The 20,991-nt window shown below is 62.9% G+C and carries 26 protein-coding genes; 18 read left to right on the top strand and 8 right to left on the bottom strand.

Features of this window, described 5'->3' with window-relative positions; all coding sequences use genetic code 11:
* Positions 1–6: 6 nt before the first annotated feature.
* On the bottom strand, positions 7–1,113 hold the full coding sequence (locus HV786_RS11925; protein WP_175210937.1) for a FecR domain-containing protein: 1,107 nt from the start codon (positions 1,111–1,113) through the stop codon (positions 7–9).
* Between the two features lie 34 nt (positions 1,114–1,147).
* Positions 1,148–1,864 carry a response regulator transcription factor gene (locus HV786_RS11920; RefSeq protein WP_128829648.1) on the bottom strand — a complete coding sequence of 239 codons (717 nt, stop codon included), beginning with the start codon at positions 1,862–1,864 and terminating at the stop codon, positions 1,148–1,150.
* 260 nt (positions 1,865–2,124) lie between these two features.
* On the opposite strand from HV786_RS11920, the gene HV786_RS11915 reads away from it, so the two are divergent.
* The 17 genes from HV786_RS11915 to HV786_RS11835 all read left to right on the top strand — a co-directional run bounded on the left by HV786_RS11915 (position 2,125) and on the right by HV786_RS11835 (position 14,024).
* The gene (locus tag HV786_RS11915) at positions 2,125–2,826 is read left to right on the top strand and encodes a response regulator transcription factor (RefSeq protein ID WP_128829647.1); all 702 of its coding nucleotides are present in this window, start codon (positions 2,125–2,127) and stop codon (positions 2,824–2,826) included.
* A 548-nt stretch (positions 2,827–3,374) separates the two neighbouring features.
* Positions 3,375–3,752 carry a 30S ribosomal protein S12 gene (gene rpsL, locus HV786_RS11910; RefSeq protein ID WP_005017264.1) on the top strand — a complete coding sequence of 126 codons (378 nt, stop codon included), beginning with the start codon at positions 3,375–3,377 and terminating at the stop codon, positions 3,750–3,752.
* Between the two features lie 166 nt (positions 3,753–3,918).
* Positions 3,919–4,389, top strand: coding sequence for a 30S ribosomal protein S7 (rpsG, locus tag HV786_RS11905; RefSeq protein ID WP_006389600.1), 471 nt, complete (start codon positions 3,919–3,921; stop codon positions 4,387–4,389).
* Between the two features lie 18 nt (positions 4,390–4,407).
* On the top strand, positions 4,408–6,510 hold the full coding sequence (fusA, locus tag HV786_RS11900) for an elongation factor G (RefSeq protein ID WP_128829646.1): 2,103 nt from the start codon (positions 4,408–4,410) through the stop codon (positions 6,508–6,510).
* Between the two features lie 77 nt (positions 6,511–6,587).
* Positions 6,588–7,778, top strand: a complete 1,191-nt coding sequence (tuf, locus tag HV786_RS11895) for an elongation factor Tu (protein WP_062839263.1) — start codon at positions 6,588–6,590, stop codon at positions 7,776–7,778.
* 74 nt (positions 7,779–7,852) lie between these two features.
* Positions 7,853–8,164, top strand: a complete 312-nt coding sequence (gene rpsJ, locus HV786_RS11890; RefSeq protein WP_003806903.1) for a 30S ribosomal protein S10 — start codon at positions 7,853–7,855, stop codon at positions 8,162–8,164.
* A 429-nt stretch (positions 8,165–8,593) separates the two neighbouring features.
* Positions 8,594–9,283, top strand: coding sequence for a 50S ribosomal protein L3 (gene rplC / locus HV786_RS11885; protein WP_056327035.1), 690 nt, complete (start codon positions 8,594–8,596; stop codon positions 9,281–9,283).
* 4 nt (positions 9,284–9,287) lie between these two features.
* Positions 9,288–9,908 (top strand): 50S ribosomal protein L4, encoded by a 621-nt coding sequence (gene rplD / locus HV786_RS11880; RefSeq protein ID WP_008168948.1) that lies wholly within the window; start codon positions 9,288–9,290, stop codon positions 9,906–9,908.
* Entirely contained in the window at positions 9,905–10,201 is a 297-nt protein-coding gene (gene rplW / locus HV786_RS11875; protein ID WP_006216557.1) for a 50S ribosomal protein L23, read from the top strand. The genes rplD and rplW overlap by 4 nt, the downstream gene beginning before the upstream one ends.
* Entirely contained in the window at positions 10,202–11,029 is an 828-nt protein-coding gene (gene rplB / locus HV786_RS11870) for a 50S ribosomal protein L2 (protein ID WP_056327037.1), read from the top strand.
* A 12-nt stretch (positions 11,030–11,041) separates the two neighbouring features.
* A complete protein-coding gene (rpsS, locus tag HV786_RS11865) occupies positions 11,042–11,317 on the top strand; it encodes a 30S ribosomal protein S19 (RefSeq protein WP_006216555.1) in 276 nt (91 codons plus the stop codon).
* Between the two features lie 3 nt (positions 11,318–11,320).
* Positions 11,321–11,650 (top strand): 50S ribosomal protein L22, encoded by a 330-nt coding sequence (rplV, locus tag HV786_RS11860; RefSeq protein WP_006227021.1) that lies wholly within the window; start codon positions 11,321–11,323, stop codon positions 11,648–11,650.
* Positions 11,651–11,659: 9 nt separating this feature from the next.
* A complete protein-coding gene (gene rpsC, locus HV786_RS11855; protein WP_008168950.1) occupies positions 11,660–12,451 on the top strand; it encodes a 30S ribosomal protein S3 in 792 nt (263 codons plus the stop codon).
* Positions 12,452–12,453: 2 nt separating this feature from the next.
* Positions 12,454–12,870: a 50S ribosomal protein L16 gene (rplP, locus tag HV786_RS11850; RefSeq protein ID WP_006389610.1), complete on the top strand. Its 417-nt coding sequence runs from the start codon at positions 12,454–12,456 to the stop codon at positions 12,868–12,870.
* 11 nt (positions 12,871–12,881) lie between these two features.
* Positions 12,882–13,073 (top strand): 50S ribosomal protein L29, encoded by a 192-nt coding sequence (gene rpmC, locus HV786_RS11845; RefSeq protein ID WP_003806912.1) that lies wholly within the window; start codon positions 12,882–12,884, stop codon positions 13,071–13,073.
* A gap of 2 nt (positions 13,074–13,075) precedes the next feature.
* Positions 13,076–13,357 carry a 30S ribosomal protein S17 gene (gene rpsQ, locus HV786_RS11840; RefSeq protein ID WP_006216549.1) on the top strand — a complete coding sequence of 94 codons (282 nt, stop codon included), beginning with the start codon at positions 13,076–13,078 and terminating at the stop codon, positions 13,355–13,357.
* A gap of 106 nt (positions 13,358–13,463) precedes the next feature.
* The gene (locus tag HV786_RS11835) at positions 13,464–14,024 is read left to right on the top strand and encodes a hypothetical protein (protein WP_254599476.1); all 561 of its coding nucleotides are present in this window, start codon (positions 13,464–13,466) and stop codon (positions 14,022–14,024) included.
* 74 nt (positions 14,025–14,098) lie between these two features.
* Here the strand turns inward: HV786_RS11835 and HV786_RS11830 are convergent, their stop codons facing one another.
* Genes HV786_RS11830 through HV786_RS11805 form a run of 6 tightly spaced genes read right to left on the bottom strand, consistent with a single transcriptional unit; the run spans position 14,099 to position 19,795 of the window.
* Positions 14,099–15,166 carry a branched-chain amino acid ABC transporter permease gene (locus HV786_RS11830; protein WP_128829644.1) on the bottom strand — a complete coding sequence of 356 codons (1,068 nt, stop codon included), beginning with the start codon at positions 15,164–15,166 and terminating at the stop codon, positions 14,099–14,101.
* 11 nt (positions 15,167–15,177) lie between these two features.
* The gene (locus HV786_RS11825; RefSeq protein WP_128829643.1) at positions 15,178–16,188 is read right to left on the bottom strand and encodes a branched-chain amino acid ABC transporter permease; all 1,011 of its coding nucleotides are present in this window, start codon (positions 16,186–16,188) and stop codon (positions 15,178–15,180) included.
* Positions 16,185–16,937 (bottom strand): ABC transporter ATP-binding protein, encoded by a 753-nt coding sequence (locus tag HV786_RS11820; RefSeq protein WP_128829642.1) that lies wholly within the window; start codon positions 16,935–16,937, stop codon positions 16,185–16,187. The genes HV786_RS11825 and HV786_RS11820 overlap by 4 nt, the downstream gene beginning before the upstream one ends.
* Positions 16,934–17,701 (bottom strand): ABC transporter ATP-binding protein, encoded by a 768-nt coding sequence (locus HV786_RS11815; protein WP_175210935.1) that lies wholly within the window; start codon positions 17,699–17,701, stop codon positions 16,934–16,936. The genes HV786_RS11820 and HV786_RS11815 overlap by 4 nt, the downstream gene beginning before the upstream one ends.
* 12 nt (positions 17,702–17,713) lie before the next feature.
* Positions 17,714–18,886, bottom strand: a complete 1,173-nt coding sequence (locus tag HV786_RS11810; protein WP_056327047.1) for a substrate-binding domain-containing protein — start codon at positions 18,884–18,886, stop codon at positions 17,714–17,716.
* A gap of 15 nt (positions 18,887–18,901) precedes the next feature.
* Complete coding sequence (locus tag HV786_RS11805; RefSeq protein ID WP_128829641.1) at positions 18,902–19,795, bottom strand: alpha/beta fold hydrolase; 894 nt, start codon at positions 19,793–19,795, stop codon at positions 18,902–18,904.
* Between the two features lie 157 nt (positions 19,796–19,952).
* On the opposite strand from HV786_RS11805, the gene HV786_RS11800 reads away from it, so the two are divergent.
* Entirely contained in the window at positions 19,953–20,927 is a 975-nt protein-coding gene (locus HV786_RS11800; RefSeq protein ID WP_128829640.1) for an AraC-like ligand-binding domain-containing protein, read from the top strand.
* The last annotated feature ends 64 nt before the right edge of the window (positions 20,928–20,991 follow it).

Genomic DNA, 20,991 nt, shown 5'->3' with positions numbered 1-20,991 from the left:
GGTGCCTTAGTACGCGGTCAGCGTCACAAGGCCGCCGGAGCCGCTGGCCACGCCCAGCCCGTACGACGTCATCAGCATGTTCGCGCCCTCGAACGACTGGACCGAATCCGTTCCGTGAAGGCCGATGGCATCGACGGCGCGCACCGACACGTAGAACGTGCCGGGGCCGGGGGCGGAAAAGCGGATGTCGGGGGTCGGAAAGCTGGCGGAAGAAACGGGCAGCAGGCCTTCGGCGTCGCGCGAGACGCGCACCAGATAGCTTTGCGCGCCTTCGACGGGGGCGAAGGGGATCGACCACGTGCCGCCTGCGCGAACCGGCTCGCCCAATTGCGGCGCAGCCAGCAGCGGACGTACGCCCGACATGGCGCCGTCGGCGCCCACCGCGGCGCCGAACCCTTGCGCCACCGCAACCGGTTTGGCGGGCGCGTCGCCGGGCGCATGCGCCTGCAGGCGCACACTGCCTTGCAAAACTTCGCTATGCACGCCCTGCGCGCTGCGCTGCACGCGAAAGCGCGTTCCGCGCACACCCGTCACTGCAACCGGCGTGCGGATCTCGAAACGGCCTACGCCCTGACCCGCGGGCGCGACGCTGGATTCCACGCTGCCGCGGCGCACGTTGATCACCGAATCCGTCAGCGCGGTGCCCTCGAACTGCCGCAAGCGCGTAAGGTCCACGGCGCCGCTGGACGGCAGCGTGAGGCGGGATCCGTCGGCAAGTTGCAGCGTGACGAAGCCGTCGGGGGCGGTCTCCAGCGTGCTGCCTTCGGTCACAGGCGTGCCGGGCTGCACGGGCTTGCCATTCAGGACTGCGCGGCCACTCACGTGCACCACCTGCGCCTGCGCGTCGCGCACTGGAATCATGGCCAGCGGGATATGCAGCTCCAACCCGATGGGCAGCGTTTCGGGCGTGACGATCTTGTTCAGCGTCTGCAGCCGGTTCCAGTTGGTCGGGCTGTGCGTGTACCGCGAGGCCAAATCAATCAACGTATCGCCGGGACGGACCCGGTGGATGAAGTCGTCGCCCAATGCGCCCGCCGGCTGGCTGCGCGCGGGGGCGGCGAGCGTGATGCAGGAAACCAGGACAAGCAAACAAAGCGCGCGGAAGCGGCTCATGGCAAACGATTCTCCAGGGAGTCGGGCAACGCAGCTATAGCGAAAGGTTCTGGCCGTCGTCGGTCGGGCTGACCAGTTCAAGCCGGTAGCCAAGTGCATAAGAGGAGGTCAGCCGCACACCGTGCTGCGGACGAAGCTGGAGCTTTTGCCGGATGTTCGACAGGTGGGTGTCCAGCGTGCGCGAGGTGGCGGGGATTTCTCGGTTCCAGACGCACTCGGCCAGCACATCGCGCGACATCAGCCGCCCAATGTTGCGAAAGAACAGCAGCGCCAGTTCGAATTCCTTCGGCGCCAGCGTAATGGCCACGTCGTCCAGCGTAATGACGCGTGCGGCGGGATCGACACGGTATCGCGCGACTTCGATGGTCTGGTCCACGGGCTCGGCGATCTGGCTTCGGCGCAGCAGCGCCGCGACCCGGGCCAGCAGTTCAAGGGGACGCATCGGCTTGACGATGTAGTCGTCCGCGCCCGCGCGCAGACCCTCGACCAGGTCATCTTCGGCCGATCGGTTGGTCAGGAAAATCACAGGGATGCGCGCGCCGATATGGGTGCGCAACCAGCGGACCACGTCGTCGCCGTCGATATCGGGCAGGTGCCAGTCCAGCAGCACCAGGTCGAACGCTTCGGTACGCAAAGCCGCGAGCAGATCGCGGCTCTGGTGATAACTGGTGCAAGCATAGCCGGCGGCGGTCAGAACCTGCTGGATGCGCCGAGCCTGATCCAGGTCGTCTTCCAGCGACGCGATTTTCATTAGACGAGTTCTCGCGAAAGTTGGCTGCGCAGGCGCGCGTGTGGCGACCTAGCAAAACGAAGGGGACGGATTTATGTAAACGAATGATAACTCGGGAAAACCCTTCCGCGGCTACGTTATGGCAAGAACTGTCAAACATTGCAAAGTTGACGAATCTTGACTGGAGTTGTTGCGTTCGCGAGCGCCACACTGTTCCAACGATGTCACCAGCCGCGACACAGCAGGCGGTGCAAGGGGAGGGAACGCAGATCGGGACAGATATGAATCAATTGCGCATACTTGTGATGTCTCCGGACGAAGCCGTACGGGGTTCGTCCGTATCCACGCTGCTGCAGGCCGGCATCTCGGCCCGCGGCTGCTCCACTACGCTGGAATTGTTCGGCCTGCTCAGCGGCGGGCACTTTGACGCCGTGGTCCTGGACATCGGCGCATCCGGTGAAATCGGCTACGCCCTTGTCGCCCGCCTGCACGGCTCCGCGCCGCTAGGCATTGTGGTCGTCGGCAAGAACATGTCCGTGGATAACCGCCTGCGCTGTCTTCAGAGCGGCGCCGATGCGTGTCTGCCAGACCCCCAGGATCCACGCGAACTCGTCTGCATCCTTCTCGCCCTTGCGCGCCGGCTGCCCGCCACCGCTGAGCCGGCCGACGCGCACGAGACGGGCAGCGGGCGATGGGAGCTGCGCGACCAGGGTTGGACGCTAGTGGCGCCGACTGGCGTGACGCTATCCCTGTCTGCCAACGAACGTCTTATCGTGCGGGCGTTGCTGAACGTGGCCGGCAAGGCCGTGGGCCGCGACGTGCTGGGCAGTGAGTTGCAGGCGGAAGGGGGCGGAGCGCGCGCCAGCAGCGCACGCAGCATCGACGTCATCGTCAGCCGATTGCGGCGCAAGGCTGAGCACGCAGGCGTGGTGTTGCCGATCCGCACCGTCTACGGCAGCGGCTATCTATTTACTGATCGCTGAGCGCGCAAGGGGGTACACTCCTCCAATCCAGAACGTGGGGCAGGGATTGCTCGCAGGCCGCGCCGCGAGCACTGCGGTATCAAGCACCGCGGATGGCCGCTGGGTCTGCTCGCCGGGTTTGTCCGCCGGGTTTGTCCCTTACATGGCCCCATTTTTCGTCAGCCGCAGCCAACAGCCCGGTTTTTGCCGGCAACGCGCGGCTTGGCGACACTTACAAAAAACTTTGACAGCAGCCCTTCATCTCAGTTATGCTAAAGGGCTTACTGCTTTATTTCGCGCGCAAAATCAGCACGTTTAGGCAGACAGTTCAGGGTCATAGTCGAAGGTGCGTCACGAGCCTTTTGTCCTTTGGTCCAGCTAGTAGTAACTGTTTTTCTGGCTGCCCCCGATTTTGTGCGTTTGTCATGGTTTGTTGGCAAGCCCGCTCTTTTACGTATTTGAACGTTTGAGGCGGTTTTGCGCGAACTGCCTTCTCCGAAAGCTCACCCGCTCCAGGAGACGAGTACGTAAGTACTTACCAGTGGTACGTAAAAGGGATTTCAAAGGTCATGCCTACCATTAGCCAACTCGTGCGCAAGCCGCGCGAAGTCAGCATCATCAAAAGCAAGAGCCCCGCGCTCGAAAACTGCCCGCAACGCCGCGGCGTGTGCACCCGCGTGTACACCACCACCCCCAAGAAGCCGAACTCCGCTCTGCGTAAGGTTGCCAAAGTGCGTCTGACCAACGGTTACGAAGTCATTTCGTACATCGGCGGTGAAGGCCACAACCTGCAAGAGCACTCGGTGGTTCTGGTGCGTGGCGGCCGTGTGAAGGACTTGCCCGGTGTGCGTTATCACATCGTGCGCGGTTCCCTTGACCTGCAAGGCGTCAAGGACCGTAAGCAAGCCCGCTCGAAGTACGGCGCCAAGCGCCCGAAGAAGGCTTAATTACAAGTCAGCAGTACCCCCACGTGACGGAAGTCCGTCACCCGGGAAGTGCGACCGCGCCATCCAGATGATGGGAAGGTGCGCGGCACGTAAGGGGTCGTCCCAATGGGCGGCCATGGCCGTGTAATGAAACACGGTTCAACTGAACAGACACAAGGAAGCAACAATGCCCCGTCGTCGCGAAGTACCCAAGCGCGAGATTCTGCCCGATCCCAAGTTCGGCAGCGTCGAGCTCGCCAAGTTCATGAACGTCGTCATGCTGGACGGCAAGAAGGCCGTCGCCGAGCGCATCGTTTACGGCGCCCTCGAGCAAGTCGCCACCAAGACCGGCAAAGAGCCGATCGAGGTGTTCAGCCTGGCGATCAACAACATCAAGCCGATCGTCGAAGTGAAGAGCCGCCGCGTTGGCGGTGCCAACTACCAAGTGCCGGTTGAAGTGCGCCCCGTGCGCCGCCTGGCCCTGGCTATGCGTTGGCTCCGTGAAGCCGCCAAGAAGCGTGGCGAGAAGTCGATGGATCTGCGTCTTGCTGGCGAACTGATCGACGCCTCCGAAGGTCGTGGCGCCGCGATGAAGAAGCGCGAAGACACGCACAAGATGGCAGAGGCCAACAAGGCCTTCAGCCATTTCCGCTGGTAATTTAAGGATTAATCCACCATGGCCCGCAAAACCCCGATCGAGCGCTATCGCAACATTGGTATCTCTGCGCACATCGATGCAGGGAAGACCACCACGACCGAACGTATCCTGTTCTACACCGGCGTCAATCACAAGATTGGCGAAGTGCATGATGGCGCAGCCACCATGGACTGGATGGAGCAGGAGCAAGAGCGTGGCATCACCATTACGTCGGCTGCTACGACGGCGTTTTGGCGTGGCATGGCCGGCAACTACCCCGAGCACCGCATCAACATCATCGACACCCCGGGACACGTGGACTTCACCATCGAGGTGGAACGTTCCATGCGCGTCCTGGACGGTGCTTGCATGGTCTACTGCGCGGTGGGCGGTGTTCAGCCCCAGTCCGAAACCGTGTGGCGCCAAGCCAACAAGTACGGCGTGCCGCGTCTGGCCTTCGTCAACAAGATGGACCGCACCGGCGCCAACTTCTTCAAGGTCTATGACCAGCTGAAGAACCGCCTGCGCGCCAATCCCGTGCCGATCGTCATTCCCATCGGCGCCGAAGACACGTTCCAAGGCGTGGTCGACCTGGTCAAGATGAAGGCGATCATTTGGGACGAAGCCAGCCAAGGCACCAAGTTCGACTACAAGGACGTTCCGGCCGAGCTGGAAGGTCTGGCGAACGAATGGCGCGAAAAGCTGGTTGAGGCTGCTGCCGAGTCGTCGGAAGAGCTGATGAACAAGTACCTGGAAACGGGTTCCTTGGACGAAGCCGAAATCAACCTGGCCATTCGTCAACGCACCATCGCCGGCGAAATCCAGCCGATGCTGTGTGGCACCGCCTTCAAGAACAAGGGCGTGCAGCGCATGCTGGACGCGGTCATCGACTACCTGCCTTCGCCCGTGGACATTCCCCCGGTCGACGGTCAGGACGACGATGGCAACGCCATCCAGCGCAATGCCGACGACTCCGAGAAGTTCTCGGCCCTGGCATTCAAGCTGATGAGCGATCCGTTCGTGGGTCAATTGACCTTCGTGCGTGTGTACTCGGGCGTCCTGAAGTCGGGCGATACGGTCTACAACCCCATCAAGGGCAAGAAGGAACGTATCGGCCGCATTCTGCAGATGCACGCGAACAACCGCGAAGAAATCAAGGAAGTGTTGGCTGGCGACATCGCCGCCGTGGTCGGCCTGAAGGACGTGACCACCGGCGAAACGCTGTGCGACATCGACTCCCACATCCTGCTCGAACGCATGATTTTCCCGGAGCCCGTGATTTCGCAGGCCGTCGAGCCGAAGTCGAAGGCTGACCAGGAAAAGATGGGTCTGGCGCTGTCGCGTCTGGCTCAGGAAGATCCGTCGTTCCGTGTGCGCAGCGACGAAGAATCCGGCCAAACCATCATTTCCGGCATGGGCGAGCTGCACCTGGAAATTCTGGTCGACCGCATGAAGCGCGAATTCGGCGTGGAAGCCAACGTCGGCAAGCCGCAGGTGGCCTACCGCGAAACGATCCGCAAGGTCTGCGAAGAAGTCGAAGGCAAGTTCGTCAAGCAGTCGGGCGGTCGCGGCCAGTACGGTCACGTGGTCCTGAAGGTCGAGCCCCTCGCTCCTGGCGGTGGCTACGAATTCGTCGACGCCATCAAGGGCGGTGTGGTTCCTCGCGAATACATCCCCGCGGTGGACAAGGGCATCCAGGAAACGCTGCCTTCGGGCATCCTGGCCGGCTACCCGGTCGTGGACGTCAAGGTCACCCTGTTCTTCGGTTCGTACCACGATGTGGACTCGAACGAAAACGCGTTCAAGATGGCCGGTTCGATGGCATTCAAGGAAGGCATGCGCAAGGCTAGCCCCGTGCTGCTGGAACCGATGATGGCCGTCGAAGTCGAAACGCCGGAAGACTACGCTGGCACCGTGATGGGCGATCTGTCCTCGCGTCGCGGCATGGTCCAAGGCATGGATGACATGGTCGGCGGTGGCAAGACCATCAAGGCCGAAGTGCCCCTGGCCGAGATGTTCGGTTACGCCACGAACCTGCGTTCGCTGACGCAAGGCCGTGCCACGTACACGATGGAATTCAAGCATTACTCCGAGGCCCCCAAGAACGTCGCTGACGAAGTCATCGCCGCTCGGGCCAAGTAAATAACCCTTGCCGGGTCCGTCCAACCGGACGGCCCCGGCAGATATCAAGTTTCCTTGAAAGTCAAAGGATAGAGATCATGGCAAAAGGCAAGTTTGAACGTACCAAGCCGCACGTGAACGTGGGTACGATTGGTCACGTTGACCACGGCAAAACGACGTTGACGGCGGCGATCACGACCGTTCTGTCGACCAAGTTCGGCGGCGAAGCCAAGGGCTACGACCAGATCGATGCAGCTCCTGAAGAAAAGGCACGCGGCATTACCATCAACACGGCACACGTCGAGTACGAAACGGAAACGCGTCACTACGCGCACGTTGACTGCCCGGGCCACGCCGACTACGTCAAGAACATGATCACGGGCGCTGCCCAGATGGACGGCGCGATCCTGGTCGTGTCGGCCGCTGACGGTCCCATGCCGCAAACGCGCGAGCACATCCTGCTGAGCCGCCAGGTTGGCGTGCCGTACATCATCGTCTTCCTGAACAAGGCTGACATGGTTGACGACGCCGAGCTGCTCGAGCTGGTGGAAATGGAAGTTCGCGAACTGCTGTCCAAGTACGACTTCCCGGGCGACGACACCCCGATCGTCAAGGGTTCGGCCAAGCTGGCGCTGGAAGGCGACAAGGGCGAACTGGGCGAACAGGCCATCCTGGCGCTGGCTGCTGCGCTGGATTCGTACATCCCGACGCCTGAGCGTGCCATCGACGGCGCGTTCCTGATGCCGGTTGAAGACGTGTTCTCGATCTCGGGTCGCGGCACCGTGGTGACCGGCCGTATCGAACGCGGCATCATCAAGGTCGGCGAAGAAATCGAAATCGTCGGTATCGTTCCGACGGTCAAGACGACCTGCACGGGCGTGGAAATGTTCCGCAAGCTGCTGGACCAAGGTCAAGCTGGCGACAACGTGGGCATCCTGCTGCGCGGCACCAAGCGTGAAGACGTCCAGCGCGGCCAAGTGCTGGCCAAGCCGGGCTCGATCACCCCGCACACGGACTTCACGTCCGAGGTGTACATCCTGTCCAAGGAAGAAGGCGGCCGCCACACCCCGTTCTTCAACGGCTATCGTCCCCAGTTCTACTTCCGCACGACGGACGTGACGGGCACGATCGACCTGCCGGCCGACAAGGAAATGGTTCTGCCGGGCGACAACGTGACGATGACCGTCAAGCTGCTGGCCCCGATCGCCATGGAAGAAGGTCTGCGTTTCGCCATCCGTGAAGGCGGTCGTACCGTCGGCGCCGGCGTCGTCGCCAAGATCCTGAAGTAATTCGGATCTACTAAGCAGCACCCAACCAGCGAGGGCGTGATCCCGCCCTCGCATCTCGTTCTTTAGGAAACGCCATGAAAAACCAAAAGATCCGCATCCGCTTGAAAGCCTTCGATTACAAGCTGATCGATCAATCGGCCGCCGAAATCGTCGACACCGCCAAGCGCACGGGCGCTGTCGTCCGCGGTCCGGTGCCGCTGCCCACGCGTATCCGTCGCTATGACGTCCTGCGTTCGCCGCACGTCAACAAGACGTCGCGTGACCAGTTCGAAATCCGTACCCATCAGCGCCTGATGGACATCGTTGATCCCACCGACAAGACCGTTGACGCCCTGATGCGTCTGGACCTGCCGGCCGGCGTCGACGTCGAAATCGCGTTGCAGTAAGACGCTCCGAGCCTGCTACCTTCGCCGGCAGGTTCGTCAAGAATGGCCGCACTCCCTCGGGATTGCGGCCATTTTGTTTTGCGGCTGCAGTGGCAGTGGCAGTGGCAGAGGTGAGCAGGCACTCACTCTCGTGCAATGTGCGCCGCCGGGCCATGCGCGTATCTGGCCGCAGAACCGGGCGCGCAAACCGTGGCAAAAATGCCCACCGCCGCATGCCTTGAATCCGCTAAGTGCTTGTGCCGCTTAGAAAAAACATGCTAATATGCGAAGCTTGCCATTTTGTGGCAAGTCTAACTATGGATAAAGCGAAAACCGCCCTGCAGTTTGAGGTCGGCGCGCCAAGTCCAGGTTGAACATAGTCGTAGGGCAAAGGCCGTTACCTTTTGCCTGATTAGCCCCGACCAATCGCAGTCGGGAATGGAGAAAACGATGTCGAATTCGACACCCACGCCCGCCGCTCACCGGCTGGGGCTGGTGGGTCGCAAGGTCGGCATGACCCGCATTTTTACCGAGGAAGGTGAATCCATCCCGGTGACCGTGCTGGACGTGTCCAACAACCGCGTGACCCAAGTTAAGTCGCTGGAAACCGACGGCTACGCCGCTATCCAGGTGGCTTATGGCACTCGTCGTGCCTCGCGTGTGGCTCAGCCGCAAACGGGCCACTACGCCAAAGCCGGCGCTGAAGCCGGTAGCATCCTCAAAGAATTCCGCCTTGATCCCGCTCGCGCCGCTGAATTTTCGGCCGGTTCCGTGATCGCCGTGGAATCCGTGTTCGAAGCCGGCCAACAGGTCGACGTCACGGGCACGACCATTGGTAAGGGCTTTGCCGGTACCATCAAGCGTCACAACTTCGGTTCGCAGCGCGCGTCGCACGGTAACTCCCGTTCGCACCGCGTTCCCGGCTCGATTGGTCAAGCTCAGGATCCGGGTCGTATTTTCCCGGGTAAGCGCATGGCTGGTCACCTGGGTGACGTCACCCGCACCGTTCAAAACCTCGACGTCGTTCGCGTTGACGTTGAGCGCGGCCTGCTGCTGGTCAAGGGCGCTGTCCCCGGCCACGCTGGCGCCGACATCGTTGTGCGCCCGGCCATCAAGGCCCCGGCCAAGAAGGGAGCGTAAGTAAATGGATCTCAAGCTCCTGAACGACCAAGGTCAGGCCGCTGCTACGTTCAGCGCGCCCGACACGATCTTCGGCCGTGACTTCAACGAAGCGCTGATTCACCAGATCGTCGTGGCTTTTCAAGCCAACGCGCGCTCCGGCAATCGTGCTCAGAAGGACCGTACGGAAGTCAAGCACTCCACCAAGAAGCCCTGGCGTCAAAAGGGTACCGGCCGCGCTCGCGCCGGTATGACTTCGTCGCCGCTGTGGCGTGGCGGTGGTCGGACTTTCCCGAACTCGCCCGAAGAGAACTTCAGCCAGAAGGTCAACAAGAAGATGTACCGCGCCGGGATCCGTTCGATCCTGTCGCAGCTCGCTCGCGAAGACCGCATCGCCGTCGTCGAATCGTTTGATCTGGAATCGCCCAAGACCAAGGCAGCCGCTGCAAAGCTGAAGAGCCTGGGTCTGGACTCGGTCCTGATCATCACCGACAGCGTCGATGAAAATGTTTACCTCGCCACCCGCAACCTGCCGCACGTTGCCGTTGTCGAGCCCCGTTATGCCGATCCGTTGTCGCTGGTCCACTACAAGAAAGTGCTGATCACCAAGCCGGCCATCGCTCAACTCGAGGAGATGCTGGGATGAACGCTGAACGCTTGATGCAAGTCATTCTGGCTCCGATCGTGACCGAAAAGGCCACGTTCGTCGCTGAGAAGAATCAGCAAGTCGCTTTCCGTGTCGTGGCTGACGCTACCAAGCCGGAAATCAAGGCTGCCGTCGAACTGCTCTTCAAGGTGCAGGTCGAGTCCGTGCAGGTCCTCAACCGTAAGGGCAAAGTCAAGCGCTTTGGCCGATTCGTTGGCCGTCGCCGTAATGAGCGCAAGGCCTACGTCTCGCTCAAGGACGGCCAGGAAATCGACTTTGCGGAGGTGAAGTAAATGGCCCTCGTAAAAGTTAAGCCGACTTCGGCTGGCCGCCGCGGCATGGTGAAGGTTGTCAGCCCGAACCTGCACAAGGGTGAGCCCTACGCGCCGCTGCTCGAAAAGAAGACCCGTGGTTCTGGCCGTAACAACAACGGTCACATCACGATCCGTCATCGTGGCGGTGGTCACAAGCAGCACTACCGTATCGTCGACTTCCGTCGCGATAAGGACGGCATCCCGGCAAAGGTCGAGCGTCTGGAATATGACCCCAACCGTACGGCGCACATCGCTCTGCTGTGCTACGCCGACGGCGAACGTCGTTACATCATCGCTCCCCGTGGCCTGGAAGTCGGTGCAACCGTGCTGTCGGGCACCGATGCTCCGATCCGCGCTGGCAACACGCTGCCGATCCGCAATATCCCGGTCGGTACGACGATCCACTGCGTCGAAATGCTCCCCGGCAAGGGTGCCCAGATGGTCCGCTCGGCCGGCGCTTCCGCCGTCCTGCTGGCTCGCGAAGGCATCTACGCTCAGGTGCGTCTGCGCTCGGGTGAAGTCCGCCGTGTGCACATCGAATGCCGCGCCACCATCGGTGAAGTCGGTAACGAAGAACACAGCCTGCGCCAAATCGGCAAGGCCGGTGCAATGCGTTGGCGCGGTGTCCGCCCGACCGTTCGTGGCGTTGCCATGAACCCGGTGGATCACCCGCACGGTGGCGGTGAAGGCCGTACCGGTGAAGCACGCGAGCCGGTCAGCCCGTGGGGCACTCCGTCGAAGGGTTACAAGACCCGTCGCAACAAGCGGACGAACAATATGATCGTCCAACGGCGCAAGCGCAAGTAAGAGGCGAACACTATGTCACGTTCGATCAAGAAAGGCCCGTTTGTCGATGCTCACCTGATCAAAAAGGTGGACACGGCCGTCGCGGGCAAAGACAAGAAGCCGATCAAGACCTGGTCGCGTCGTTCCACGATCCTGCCCGAGTTCATCGGTCTGACGATCGCTGTGCACAACGGCAAGCAGCATGTTCCCGTGTACATCAACGAGAACATGGTCGGTCACAAGCTGGGCGAGTTCGCGCTGACCCGTACGTTCAAGGGTCACGCCGCGGACAAGAAGGCGAAGAGGTAAGCGATGGAAACTACTGCCATTATCCGTGGGGTTCACATCTCCGCACAGAAGACCCGTTTGGTTGCGGACCTGATCCGTGGCCAGAAGGTCGGCCGTGCCCTGGAAATCCTCACCTTCTCGCCGAAGAAGGCTGCCGTCATCCTGAAGAAGGCTGTCGAGTCCGCCATCGCCAACGCCGAGCACAACGACGGCGCCGACATCGACGAACTGAAAGTCACCACGATTTTTGTGGACAAGGCTCAGTCGATGAAGCGCTTCTCCGCTCGCGCCAAGGGCCGCGGCAACCGTATCGAGAAGCAGACCTGCCACATCACGGTCAAGGTCGGAGCTTAAGGAGTCACGATGGGTCAGAAAATTCACCCCACTGGGTTCCGTCTCGCGGTCACCCGTAATTGGTCCTCGCGTTGGTTCGCCGACGACAAGGCCTTCGGCTCGATGCTGGCCGAAGACATTCGCGTTCGCGAGTACCTGAAGAAGAAGCTCAAGAGCGCCTCCGTTGGTCGCGTGATCATCGAGCGTCCCGCCAAGAATGCCCGCATCACCGTCTACTCGGCTCGTCCGGGTGTGGTGATCGGCAAGCGCGGCGAAGACATCGAAAGCCTGAAGGCTGATCTGCAGCGTCTGATGGGCGTGCCCGTGCACGTCAACATCGAAGAAATCCGCAAGCCGGAAACCGATGCTCAACTGATCGCCGACTCGATCTCGCAACAGCTCGAGAAGCGCATCATGTTCCGCCGCGCCATGAAGCGCGCGATGCAGAACGCCATGCGTCTGGGTGCCCAAGGCATCAAGATCATGAGCTCGGGCCGTCTGAACGGTATCGAAATTGCTCGCACCGAGTGGTATCGCGAAGGCCGTGTGCCGCTGCACACCCTCAAGGCCAACATCGACTACGGCACCTCCGAAGCCCACACCACGTACGGCGTGATCGGCATCAAGGTCTGGGTCTACAAGGGCGACATGCTGGCCAACGGCGAATTGCCGCCGGAAACCGCAGCCCCGCGTGAAGAAGAACGTCGTCCGCGCCGCGCTCCGCGTGGCGATCGTCCGGACGGTGCTCGCACCGGTCGTCCGGGTGGTCGTGGCCGCGCTCCCCGCAAGGCGGATGCTGCTCCGGCGCCTGAAGGAGAATAACCATGCTGCAACCCTCCCGCAGAAAGTATCGCAAAGAGCAGAAGGGCCGCAACACCGGTCTGGCGACCCGTGGTACCCACGTGTCGTTCGGCGAGTTCGGCCTGAAGGCTACCGGCCGTGGCCGTCTGACCGCTCGTCAGATCGAAGCTGCTCGTCGCGCCATCAATCGTCACATCAAGCGTGGCGGCCGTATCTGGATTCGCATTTTCCCGGATAAGCCCATCTCGCAGAAGCCTGCCGAAGTCCGTATGGGTAACGGTAAGGGCAACCCGGAGTACTGGGTTGCTGAAATCCAGCCCGGCAAGGTGCTCTACGAAATGGAAGGGGTTAGCGAAGAGCTCGCGCGTGAAGCTTTCCGCCTGGCCGCTGCCAAGCTGCCGATTTCGACCACGTTCGTCGCGCGTCATATCGGTGCTTAAGGAGTACTAACATGAAAGCTAGCGAACTCCGTTCGAAAGACGCCGCCGAGCTCGGCAAAGAGCTCGAAAGCCTGCTGAAGGCACAATTCGGTCTGCGCATGCAGAAAGCCACGCAGCAACTGGCCAACACCAGCCAGCTGCGCAACGTGCGCCGCGACATCGCTCGCGTCCGCACCTTGCTGACCGAGAAGGCAGGGAAATAAAGATGAGCGAAACTCAAAACACTCAAGTGGCCAAGCGCCAGCGCACGCTGGTTGGCAAGGTCGTCAGCAACAAGATGGACAAGACTGTCGTCGTTCTGGTTGAGCGCCGCGTCAAGCACCCCATCTTCGGCAAGATCATCATGCGTTCCGCGAAGTACAAGGCGCACGATGAATCGAACCAGTACAACGAAGGCGATACGGTTGAAATCGCTGAAGGCCGTCCCATCTCGCGCTCGAAGTCGTGGCGTGTGGTGCGTCTGGTTGAAGCCGCACGTATCATCTAAGTGAAAGCTGCACCTCGGAACGGTTCGCCGTTCTGATATAAAACGGCAAGGGCCAAAACCCTTGCCGTTTTTTTATGTCTCGCACTTGGGAAACCTGAAAGTAAGCATGCTCAGCGTCAGCAAATCAGCCCGGCTTGCCGGTGTGGCCCTGTGCTGGATGGTCATGACCTCCGGCGTGGCGATGGCGCAGGAGCGCGCCGCGCCCGTGCAGCCCGACCTGCCGCCGCCGGCGCCGGCGCCGTCTCCGAAGCCGTCGCCATCCCCGGCGGACGCCACGACGCTCGGCCAGCAGCTGCTGAACGCCGGGCCGGACCCTCGGGTGGAGCTGGACGGCAGATCCCGCGACCATGCAGCCATCTTTGGCACCGATGACCCTGATGAGCGGGCCTTGCTGGATCAGGAACGCGCGCTGCAGGCGCAGCGCGACCAGCTCAAGGTGCTGGAACGCGTGCTGAACGCGCCGCCGCCGGGCGCCGATTCCCATCCGCCCGCGATGATTCCCCTGACTTCCGGGCGTCCCATGAACGTGCCGCAGTTGCTGCCCGCGCCTTCCGGTTCGCAACTGGATCAGCATCGCAGCGAGACCCGGCGCAGCGTCGACGACATGCAGCGGCGCGTCGACGGACTGAGACGCGAGGCCGATGCGCTGAGGCAGGGTGGCAAATAGCCCAAGCCTGGGTCAAGGACAAGCGCCTGGGTAGCGCAAGTAAGTTGTACCGCAAGCGCGCGATCGCCTGCGCACTACGTGCGTCTTGCAAGCTCCCTGAGCCTTCCGGCGACACCGGTCGGAAAGTAGTACACCGACAGCACGAACAGAATCCCAAGCCACAGCAGCCAGCGATCCGGTTCGAACAAAAGCGCCAGCGGCGGGATGCCGGAGACGACCTCGTGCACGGCGTGCAGGCCGTCCTGCAGGTAGCTCTGGGCGAAGACGAACAGGGTGGCGCCGACCACCGCGCCGTACATCGTGCCCATCCCGCCAATCACCACCATCAGCAGGATGTTGAGCATGATCTCGAACGACAGCGTCGTATCAGGGCCGTTGTAGCGCAGCCAGAGCGCGTACAGCGCGCCGGCCAGCGTCGCGAACGCGGCCGCAAGCAGGTTCGAGAGGCTGCGGTAGAGCACGGTGCGATAGCCGATCGCCTCGGCGCGAAAGGGGTTTTCGCGGATGGCTTGCAGCACGCGGCCAAAGGGCGAGTTCACGATGCGCAGCAGCATCAGGAACAGCACCACGCAGACCGCTGCAATCAGGTAGTAGGTGATGATCCGCCCGTCCACGGTGACGCCGAACAGGGGCTCGGACAACGGGCGAAACGCGGGCCGCAGCATCTGCGGGACCTTGAAGTTCAAGCCGTCCTCGCCGCCCGTCAGTTCAGATAGCTGCGATACCAGCGTCTGAAACGCCGCGGCTACAGCCAGGGTGATCATCGCGTAAAAGATGGCGCGCACGCGCAGGCTGGCCAGACCGATCACCAACGCGAAGGCGAGCGACACCGCCAGGCCAGCCGCGGTGCCGGCAAGCACTGCGGTCCATCCCGGTTCCATGCGGATGCTGGCAATTGCCACGCCGTAGGCGCCGATGCCGAAGAACATGGTGTGCGCGAAGCTGACGATGCCCGTGTAACCCAATAGCAGGTCGTAGCTCGCAACCAGGACGATGAAGACCAGGACCTTCGCCGCGACCGCCAACGCCTTGGGGCCGGGGAACAGGAACGGCGCCGCGGCCAGCGCGGCCACGATTGCGACAAGCAGCAGCGCCAGGATCGCGCTGCGCGGAGGATCGCCGGAAAGCAGACGAAACGACATGTCGGCGGCTCCTAGCGGTTGGTGACCGGATACACGCCTTGCGGTCGCCACAACAAAATGGCGACCATCAGCGCGATGTTCGAGAACAGGGCGGCCTTGGGCATCAGAAAGCCCGTGTAATTGGCCATCAACCCGACCAGCAGCGCGCCGATCAGGCAACCCACGGTGGAACCCAGGCCGCCGATCATGATGACGATGAAGATCAGCACATTCACCTGTGCGCCCAGCTGCGGCACGATCGACTGCTGATACATCCCCCACAGCACGCCGCCCAGGCCGGCCAGCATTGACCCGGCGACGAACACGCCGACAAACAGATGCCGGATTCGGTAGCCCAGGCTTTCGACCATTTCGCGGTCCTCGACGCCGGCGCGGATCAACAAGCCGAGCTTGGTGCGGTTGAGCACCCACAGCATGCCGCCCAGCACGATGAGGCCCACCGCCAGCGCTACGACGCGGTATTTCTCGATGGCTGCGTCGCCCAGCAGGAATGCGCCACGCAACGACTCCGGCAAGGGCAGCGTGATCGCCTGCGGTCCCCACATCATCTTGATGATCTCTTCGCCGATGATCATGCCGCCCATGGTGATGAGGATCTGCTTGAGGTGCTGACCGTAAACCGGGCGCACGATCACGCGCTCGAAAGCAAGGCCGACGGCGCCGGCGACCAGCATGCCCACGATCATGGCTGGCAGCACCGCGGCCAGATTGGTCCAGAGGCTGCCCGACTGCGTCCAGTCCGCCATGGAACCCAGCACGGTCGCCGCCATGTAGGCGCCGATCGCGATGAAAAGGCCATGCCCGAAGTTCAGCACGTCCATCAGCCCGAAGACGAGCGTCATGCCCGACGCCACGATGAAGATGATCATGCCCATCGCCAGGCCGGCGAAGGTGAGCGTCACCCAGGTGGAAAACGAACCGACCAGCGGCAGCGCGATCGCGGCCAGCGCCAGCACCAGCAGCACGGGCATGAGATCCGCGCGCGCGCGGGGCAGGGGAGCTTCGATGTCCAGCGTGCTCATTGATGGCTTCCCAATGACAGGCCCAAGAGGCGCGTCTGCAGCGCCTCGTCCTCGGCCAACTCGGCCATCGTGCCCGCGTGCACGACCTGGCCGTTGTCCATGATCGCCGCGAAGTCGCCAACGCGGCGGGCGAAGTTGAAGTTCTGTTCGACCAGCAGGATGGTGGTGCTGGACTGCTTGAGTTCGATGAACGCGTCGATCATGTTCTGGATGATGGCCGGCGCCAGACCCTTGCTGGGTTCGTCGACCAGCAGCAGGCGCCGCGGTTCGATGATCGCGCGCGCCATCGCCAGCATCTGCTTTTGCCCGCCCGACAGCTTGCCGGCAGGATGCAGCCAGAACTTCTTGAGCGCGGGGAAGAACCCAAAGATCCATTCCAGCCGCGCGGTGTCCAGTTGCGCGGCATTCCTGGCCATGCGCGCGGCCAGAAGGATGTTCTCCTTCACGGACAGGTCGCCGAAAATGCCCATGTTCTCGGGCACGTACGCCATGCCCATGCGCGCCATGTCGGGCGGAGAGGTGCGCGTGCCGGGACCGCCGATTGGTGTGCCGTCCAGGCAGACCTGGCCCTGCGTCGCGCGCCACAATCCCATGATGGTGCGCAGCGTCGTTGTCTTGCCTGCGCCGTTGCGCCCGAGCAGCATCGTCACGGCAGACGCCGGCACCGACAGGTTTACGCCGTGCAGGATGTGATACGCGCCGATGTGCGTATGGACGTCCTTCAGTTCCAGGAGAGGCTGCACGGTCATGACGCCTCCGGCGCGCTGATGCCCAGGTAGGCCTGCTGCACGATCGGCGATGCGATCACGGTGGCCGGGTCGCCATCGGCCATCAGCCGGCCGTTGTGCAGCACGACGATCCGGTCGGCCAGTTCGCGCACGACGTCCATCTTGTGCTCGACGAGCAAGATGGTCTTGGACACGTCAGCCTTCAGTTCGCGGATGAGGTCCAGCACGATGGGCACATCATCCACGCTCATGCCGGCGGTGGGTTCGTCGAACATGAACACCGCCGGTTCCAGTGCGATGAGCATGGCGATTTCAAGCTTGCGCTGATCGCCATGCGGCAGGTCGGCGGCGGGCTGGTCGCGGCGCGACGCGAGCCGCGTTCGCTCGAGCAGCGCGTCGGCGCGATCCATGAGGCCGCGATCGTCGCGCCACGTGCGCCAGAACCGGATGTGGCGCCAACCCATGCCCTGCTGCCGCGACTGCAGCGCCAGCCGCACGTTCTCGTGAACGCTCAGCCGGGGGAAGAGCTGCGTGAGCTGAAACGCGCGTCCCAGCCCCGCGTGCATGCGCGCCGGGGCCGACAGCGTGGTCAGGTCTCGTCCGTTCAATGCCACGGTTCCGGCGCTGGCGCGCAGCTGGCCCGAGATCAGGTTGAAGTACGTCGTCTTGCCAGCGCCGTTCGGGCCGACGATGGCGGTCAAGGTGCCGGGCGCGTAGGCGCAGCTGACATCGTTGACCGCCACGTGGCCGCCGAACCGCACCGTTAGCGATTGGGTCTCAAGCATGAGTGCGGGGCATCAGCGCTTGTTCTGGATGGGAACGGCCATCTGGTCCGGCGTGATTTCCTTGACCAGGTCCTGCACCGCCCACGGCACCGACGGGTCGTTCTTGATCCGGAAGTGGTACATCGATTGCATGGCCTGGTGATCTTCCGGCCGGAAGGTCATCTTGCCCTTGGGCGTGTCAAAGCTCATGCCCTCCATCGCCTTGATCAGCGTGTCGGTGTCCGATTTGCCGCCCGTCTTGTTCAAGGCGGCGACGATGGCGATGCCCGATGCCATGCCGCCGGCCGTGAAGAAGTCGGGCGGCTGGCCGAAGCGCTTCTGGTGCTCGGCCACCAGCCAGTCGTTCACCGGATTCTTGGGGATGCCGTAGTAGTAATAGGTGGCGCCTTCCATGCCCGCCAGCGACTTGAGCGGGGTCATGGCCGTCAGCGTATTGCCGCCTGTCGCGATCTCGATGCCGTAACGCTTGGGATCCAGATCGGCGATCTTGAACGGGTTGCCGGCGCCGGCCCACAGGATGAAGATGATCTTGCGGCCGGGCTTGTCCTTGAGCGCATCGAACAGCCGCTGCGCGCCGGCGGTGAAGTCTGTCGCGTTGGCGGGCAGGTATTCCTCGTGCACGATCTTGGCATTCTTGAGCGCACCCTTGAATGCCTTCACGCCGTCGCGGCCAAAGGCATAGTCCTGCGCCAGCATCGCGATCGACGTGCCTTCCTGGTCGAATGCCACGGCGTTCGCGATGGCGTCCTGCGAGGAATTGCGGCCGGTGCGGAAGATGTACTTGTTCCATTTTTCGCCTGTGATCGAGTCCGCCACCGCCGGCTCCACGAGCAGGATCTTTTCATACTCTTCGGCGATGGGCAGCATGGCCAGCGCCACGCCTGACGACGTGGGACCGACGGCGATGTCGGCGTTGTCGTCGGCATAGGCGGACGCCAGCTGCGCGCGGGCGACGTCTGGCTTGCCCTGGTTGTCCTTCTCGATGACGCGGATCTTGCGCCCGGCCACCGTCATGGTGCCCTGCGTGGCGTACTCGAGTCCCAGCATCAGCCCATTCTGCGTCTGCTTGGCGTAGGCCTCCAGCGGGCCGGTCTTGTCATAGACATGCGCGACAACGAAGTCCTTTGCCGCCAGCGCTGAACTCATGCACAGGCTGGCCATTGCGGCGAGCAGAATGCGTTTCATGGAAGTCTCCTGGTATCAGTGGGCGCGCGTGGCCGTGTCGTCCGGTGCGGCAAGGAATTGGCGGATGGGGTCGATCTGGGATGCCACATTCAGGGCGGGGGCGTGGCCGCAGCCGGGAAAGTCGATGCGGTGCGCGCGGGGACCGCGCTGCGTCATGGCGTGTGCGACCTCCGGCAGCAGCAGGTCCGAATCGGCGCCGCGCAGCAGCAGGGTCGGCATGCGCAGCGTGTCGTATCCCGCCCACCGGTCGTAGTCATGGGGATGATGGCTGAATTGGCCGACGATGGCCGGGTCGTAGTGGGCGGTGACCTTGCCATCGGGCAGACGGCGCACGGAGGTCTCGGTCATGCGGCGCCATTGTTCGTCGCTTTGCCAGCCGTAGGGCTTGTAGGCGGCGCGCAGCCAGGCTTCCAGTTCCGTCACCGTGTCGAAGGCGGGCGGGTTGCCGGCATACGCCAGGATGCGCTCGATGGCTGGCTGTGGCAGTTCCGGTCCGATGTCGTTGACGACCAGGTGCGAAATGCGATCGCGCAACGTGGTTGCCGCGGCGTGCATGCCCGTGGCGCCGCCCATGGAGGTTCCCACCCAGCGCACACGCGTGAGCGACAGACCGTCCACCAATGCGCGCGCCAGCGTGACGTAGAAGTCGAGCCGGTATTCGGCCACCGGATCGGGACTCCATTGCGACAGGCCTCGGCCGATCGCATCGGGACAGATGACGCGGTAGTCCCCGGCAAGGGCCCGCGCCAGTTCGTCGAAGTCGCGGCCCGTGCGGGCCAGGCCGTGCCACATGATGATGGGGGGCGCTTCGGCATGGCCCCATTCGGTGTAGTGCAGCTCGCGTCCCGCGCAGCGCAGATAGCGCGACGCCGGCGTGGGGGGCGCGCCTGCCGTCCCTGCCTCGTCCATGGGTCTCCTCCCGGGTTGGCCAGGTTGTGTGCTTATCGGGCTGAATATAGACTTGCGACACGCGCGCCCACAATGCGCCGTCCACCCCACAGCAGGGTGAGTCAACAATATGTAGACGCAAGATCAATTTGCGCGCCCGTGCACCAGGAGACGTGCCATGCCAGATACCGAATTCGCCATTTCGGCCAGCGCCGGCGCCGACCGGCGCGATCAGTGGCGCGCCGCGCTGGCCGATGCCTTCGGGCCGTTCGAGGTGCACGGCGGCAAAGCCGGTCAGTTTGCGGGCCACGTCCGCTACGCCCGCCGCGCCAGCCTGCAATTCAACGACCTGCATTACCAGGGCCAGCGGTTGGAACGCACCGCGGGCAATGTGTCGCGGCTGGACCAGGAGTTCTACACGTTTGGCCTGCCGCTGGCCGGTCCGCTGGCGGTGCGTCAGCAGGGCCGGGAATTCCAGGTGGAACCGGGTTGCGTGTACCTGATGAACCAGAGCCTGCCCTACCAGGCCACCGCCAACGGCGCGACGGGCTATCGAAGCCTGAGCGTCTCGTTTCCCCGTAGCGCGTTGTCGCAGCGGGATTCGCGCATCGGCGCCTTCTACAAGCTGCGCACCGACGACGGATCGCCGCGCGGTGCGCTCCTGGCCGGCTACATGGATCACCTGTTCAAGGGCATGGAAGGCTGGTCCGATACCGAAGCGGCCGAACTGGGCGAGCGGTTGATCGATCTCATCGTGCTCTTTCTGGTGCAGCCCGGACACGGGCAGGTGTCGGAGGCGGACAGCAGCGTCACGGTGGCGCATCGCGCGCGCGTGCTGGCTTACATCCGCCAGCACCTCGCCGATCCGGATCTGTCGCCCTCGCGGGTGGCGCAGAGCTGCGGCGTTTCCGTCGCCTATCTGCACCGCATCCTGCGCGCGGGCGGACTGTCCGTGGAGTCATTCATCTTCGAGCAGCGGCTGGACCGGTGCCGCGAACTGCTCCTGGACGCGCGGCATCGTCATCGCGGCATCGCCGAGCTGGCGTATCAGGTGGGCTTTTCTCATCCTTCGCATTTCAGCCGACTGTTCAAGCAGCGCTTTGGCGTGACGCCCCGGGATCTGCGGGCAGGCGGACGTGCCACACAGGATTGAGCACGAATCGCCAATGCACAACGGCCCGCCGGATCAGCGGGCCGTTCGCCTTTCAGGGCAGGTG

Origin of the sequence: Achromobacter mucicolens, from assembly GCF_902859725.1 — a bacterium.
Lineage (GTDB): Bacteria > Pseudomonadota > Gammaproteobacteria > Burkholderiales > Burkholderiaceae_B > Achromobacter > Achromobacter mucicolens.
The sequence above is the reverse complement of the archived record's forward strand: the minus strand, read 5'-3'. Positions and strand labels throughout refer to the sequence as shown.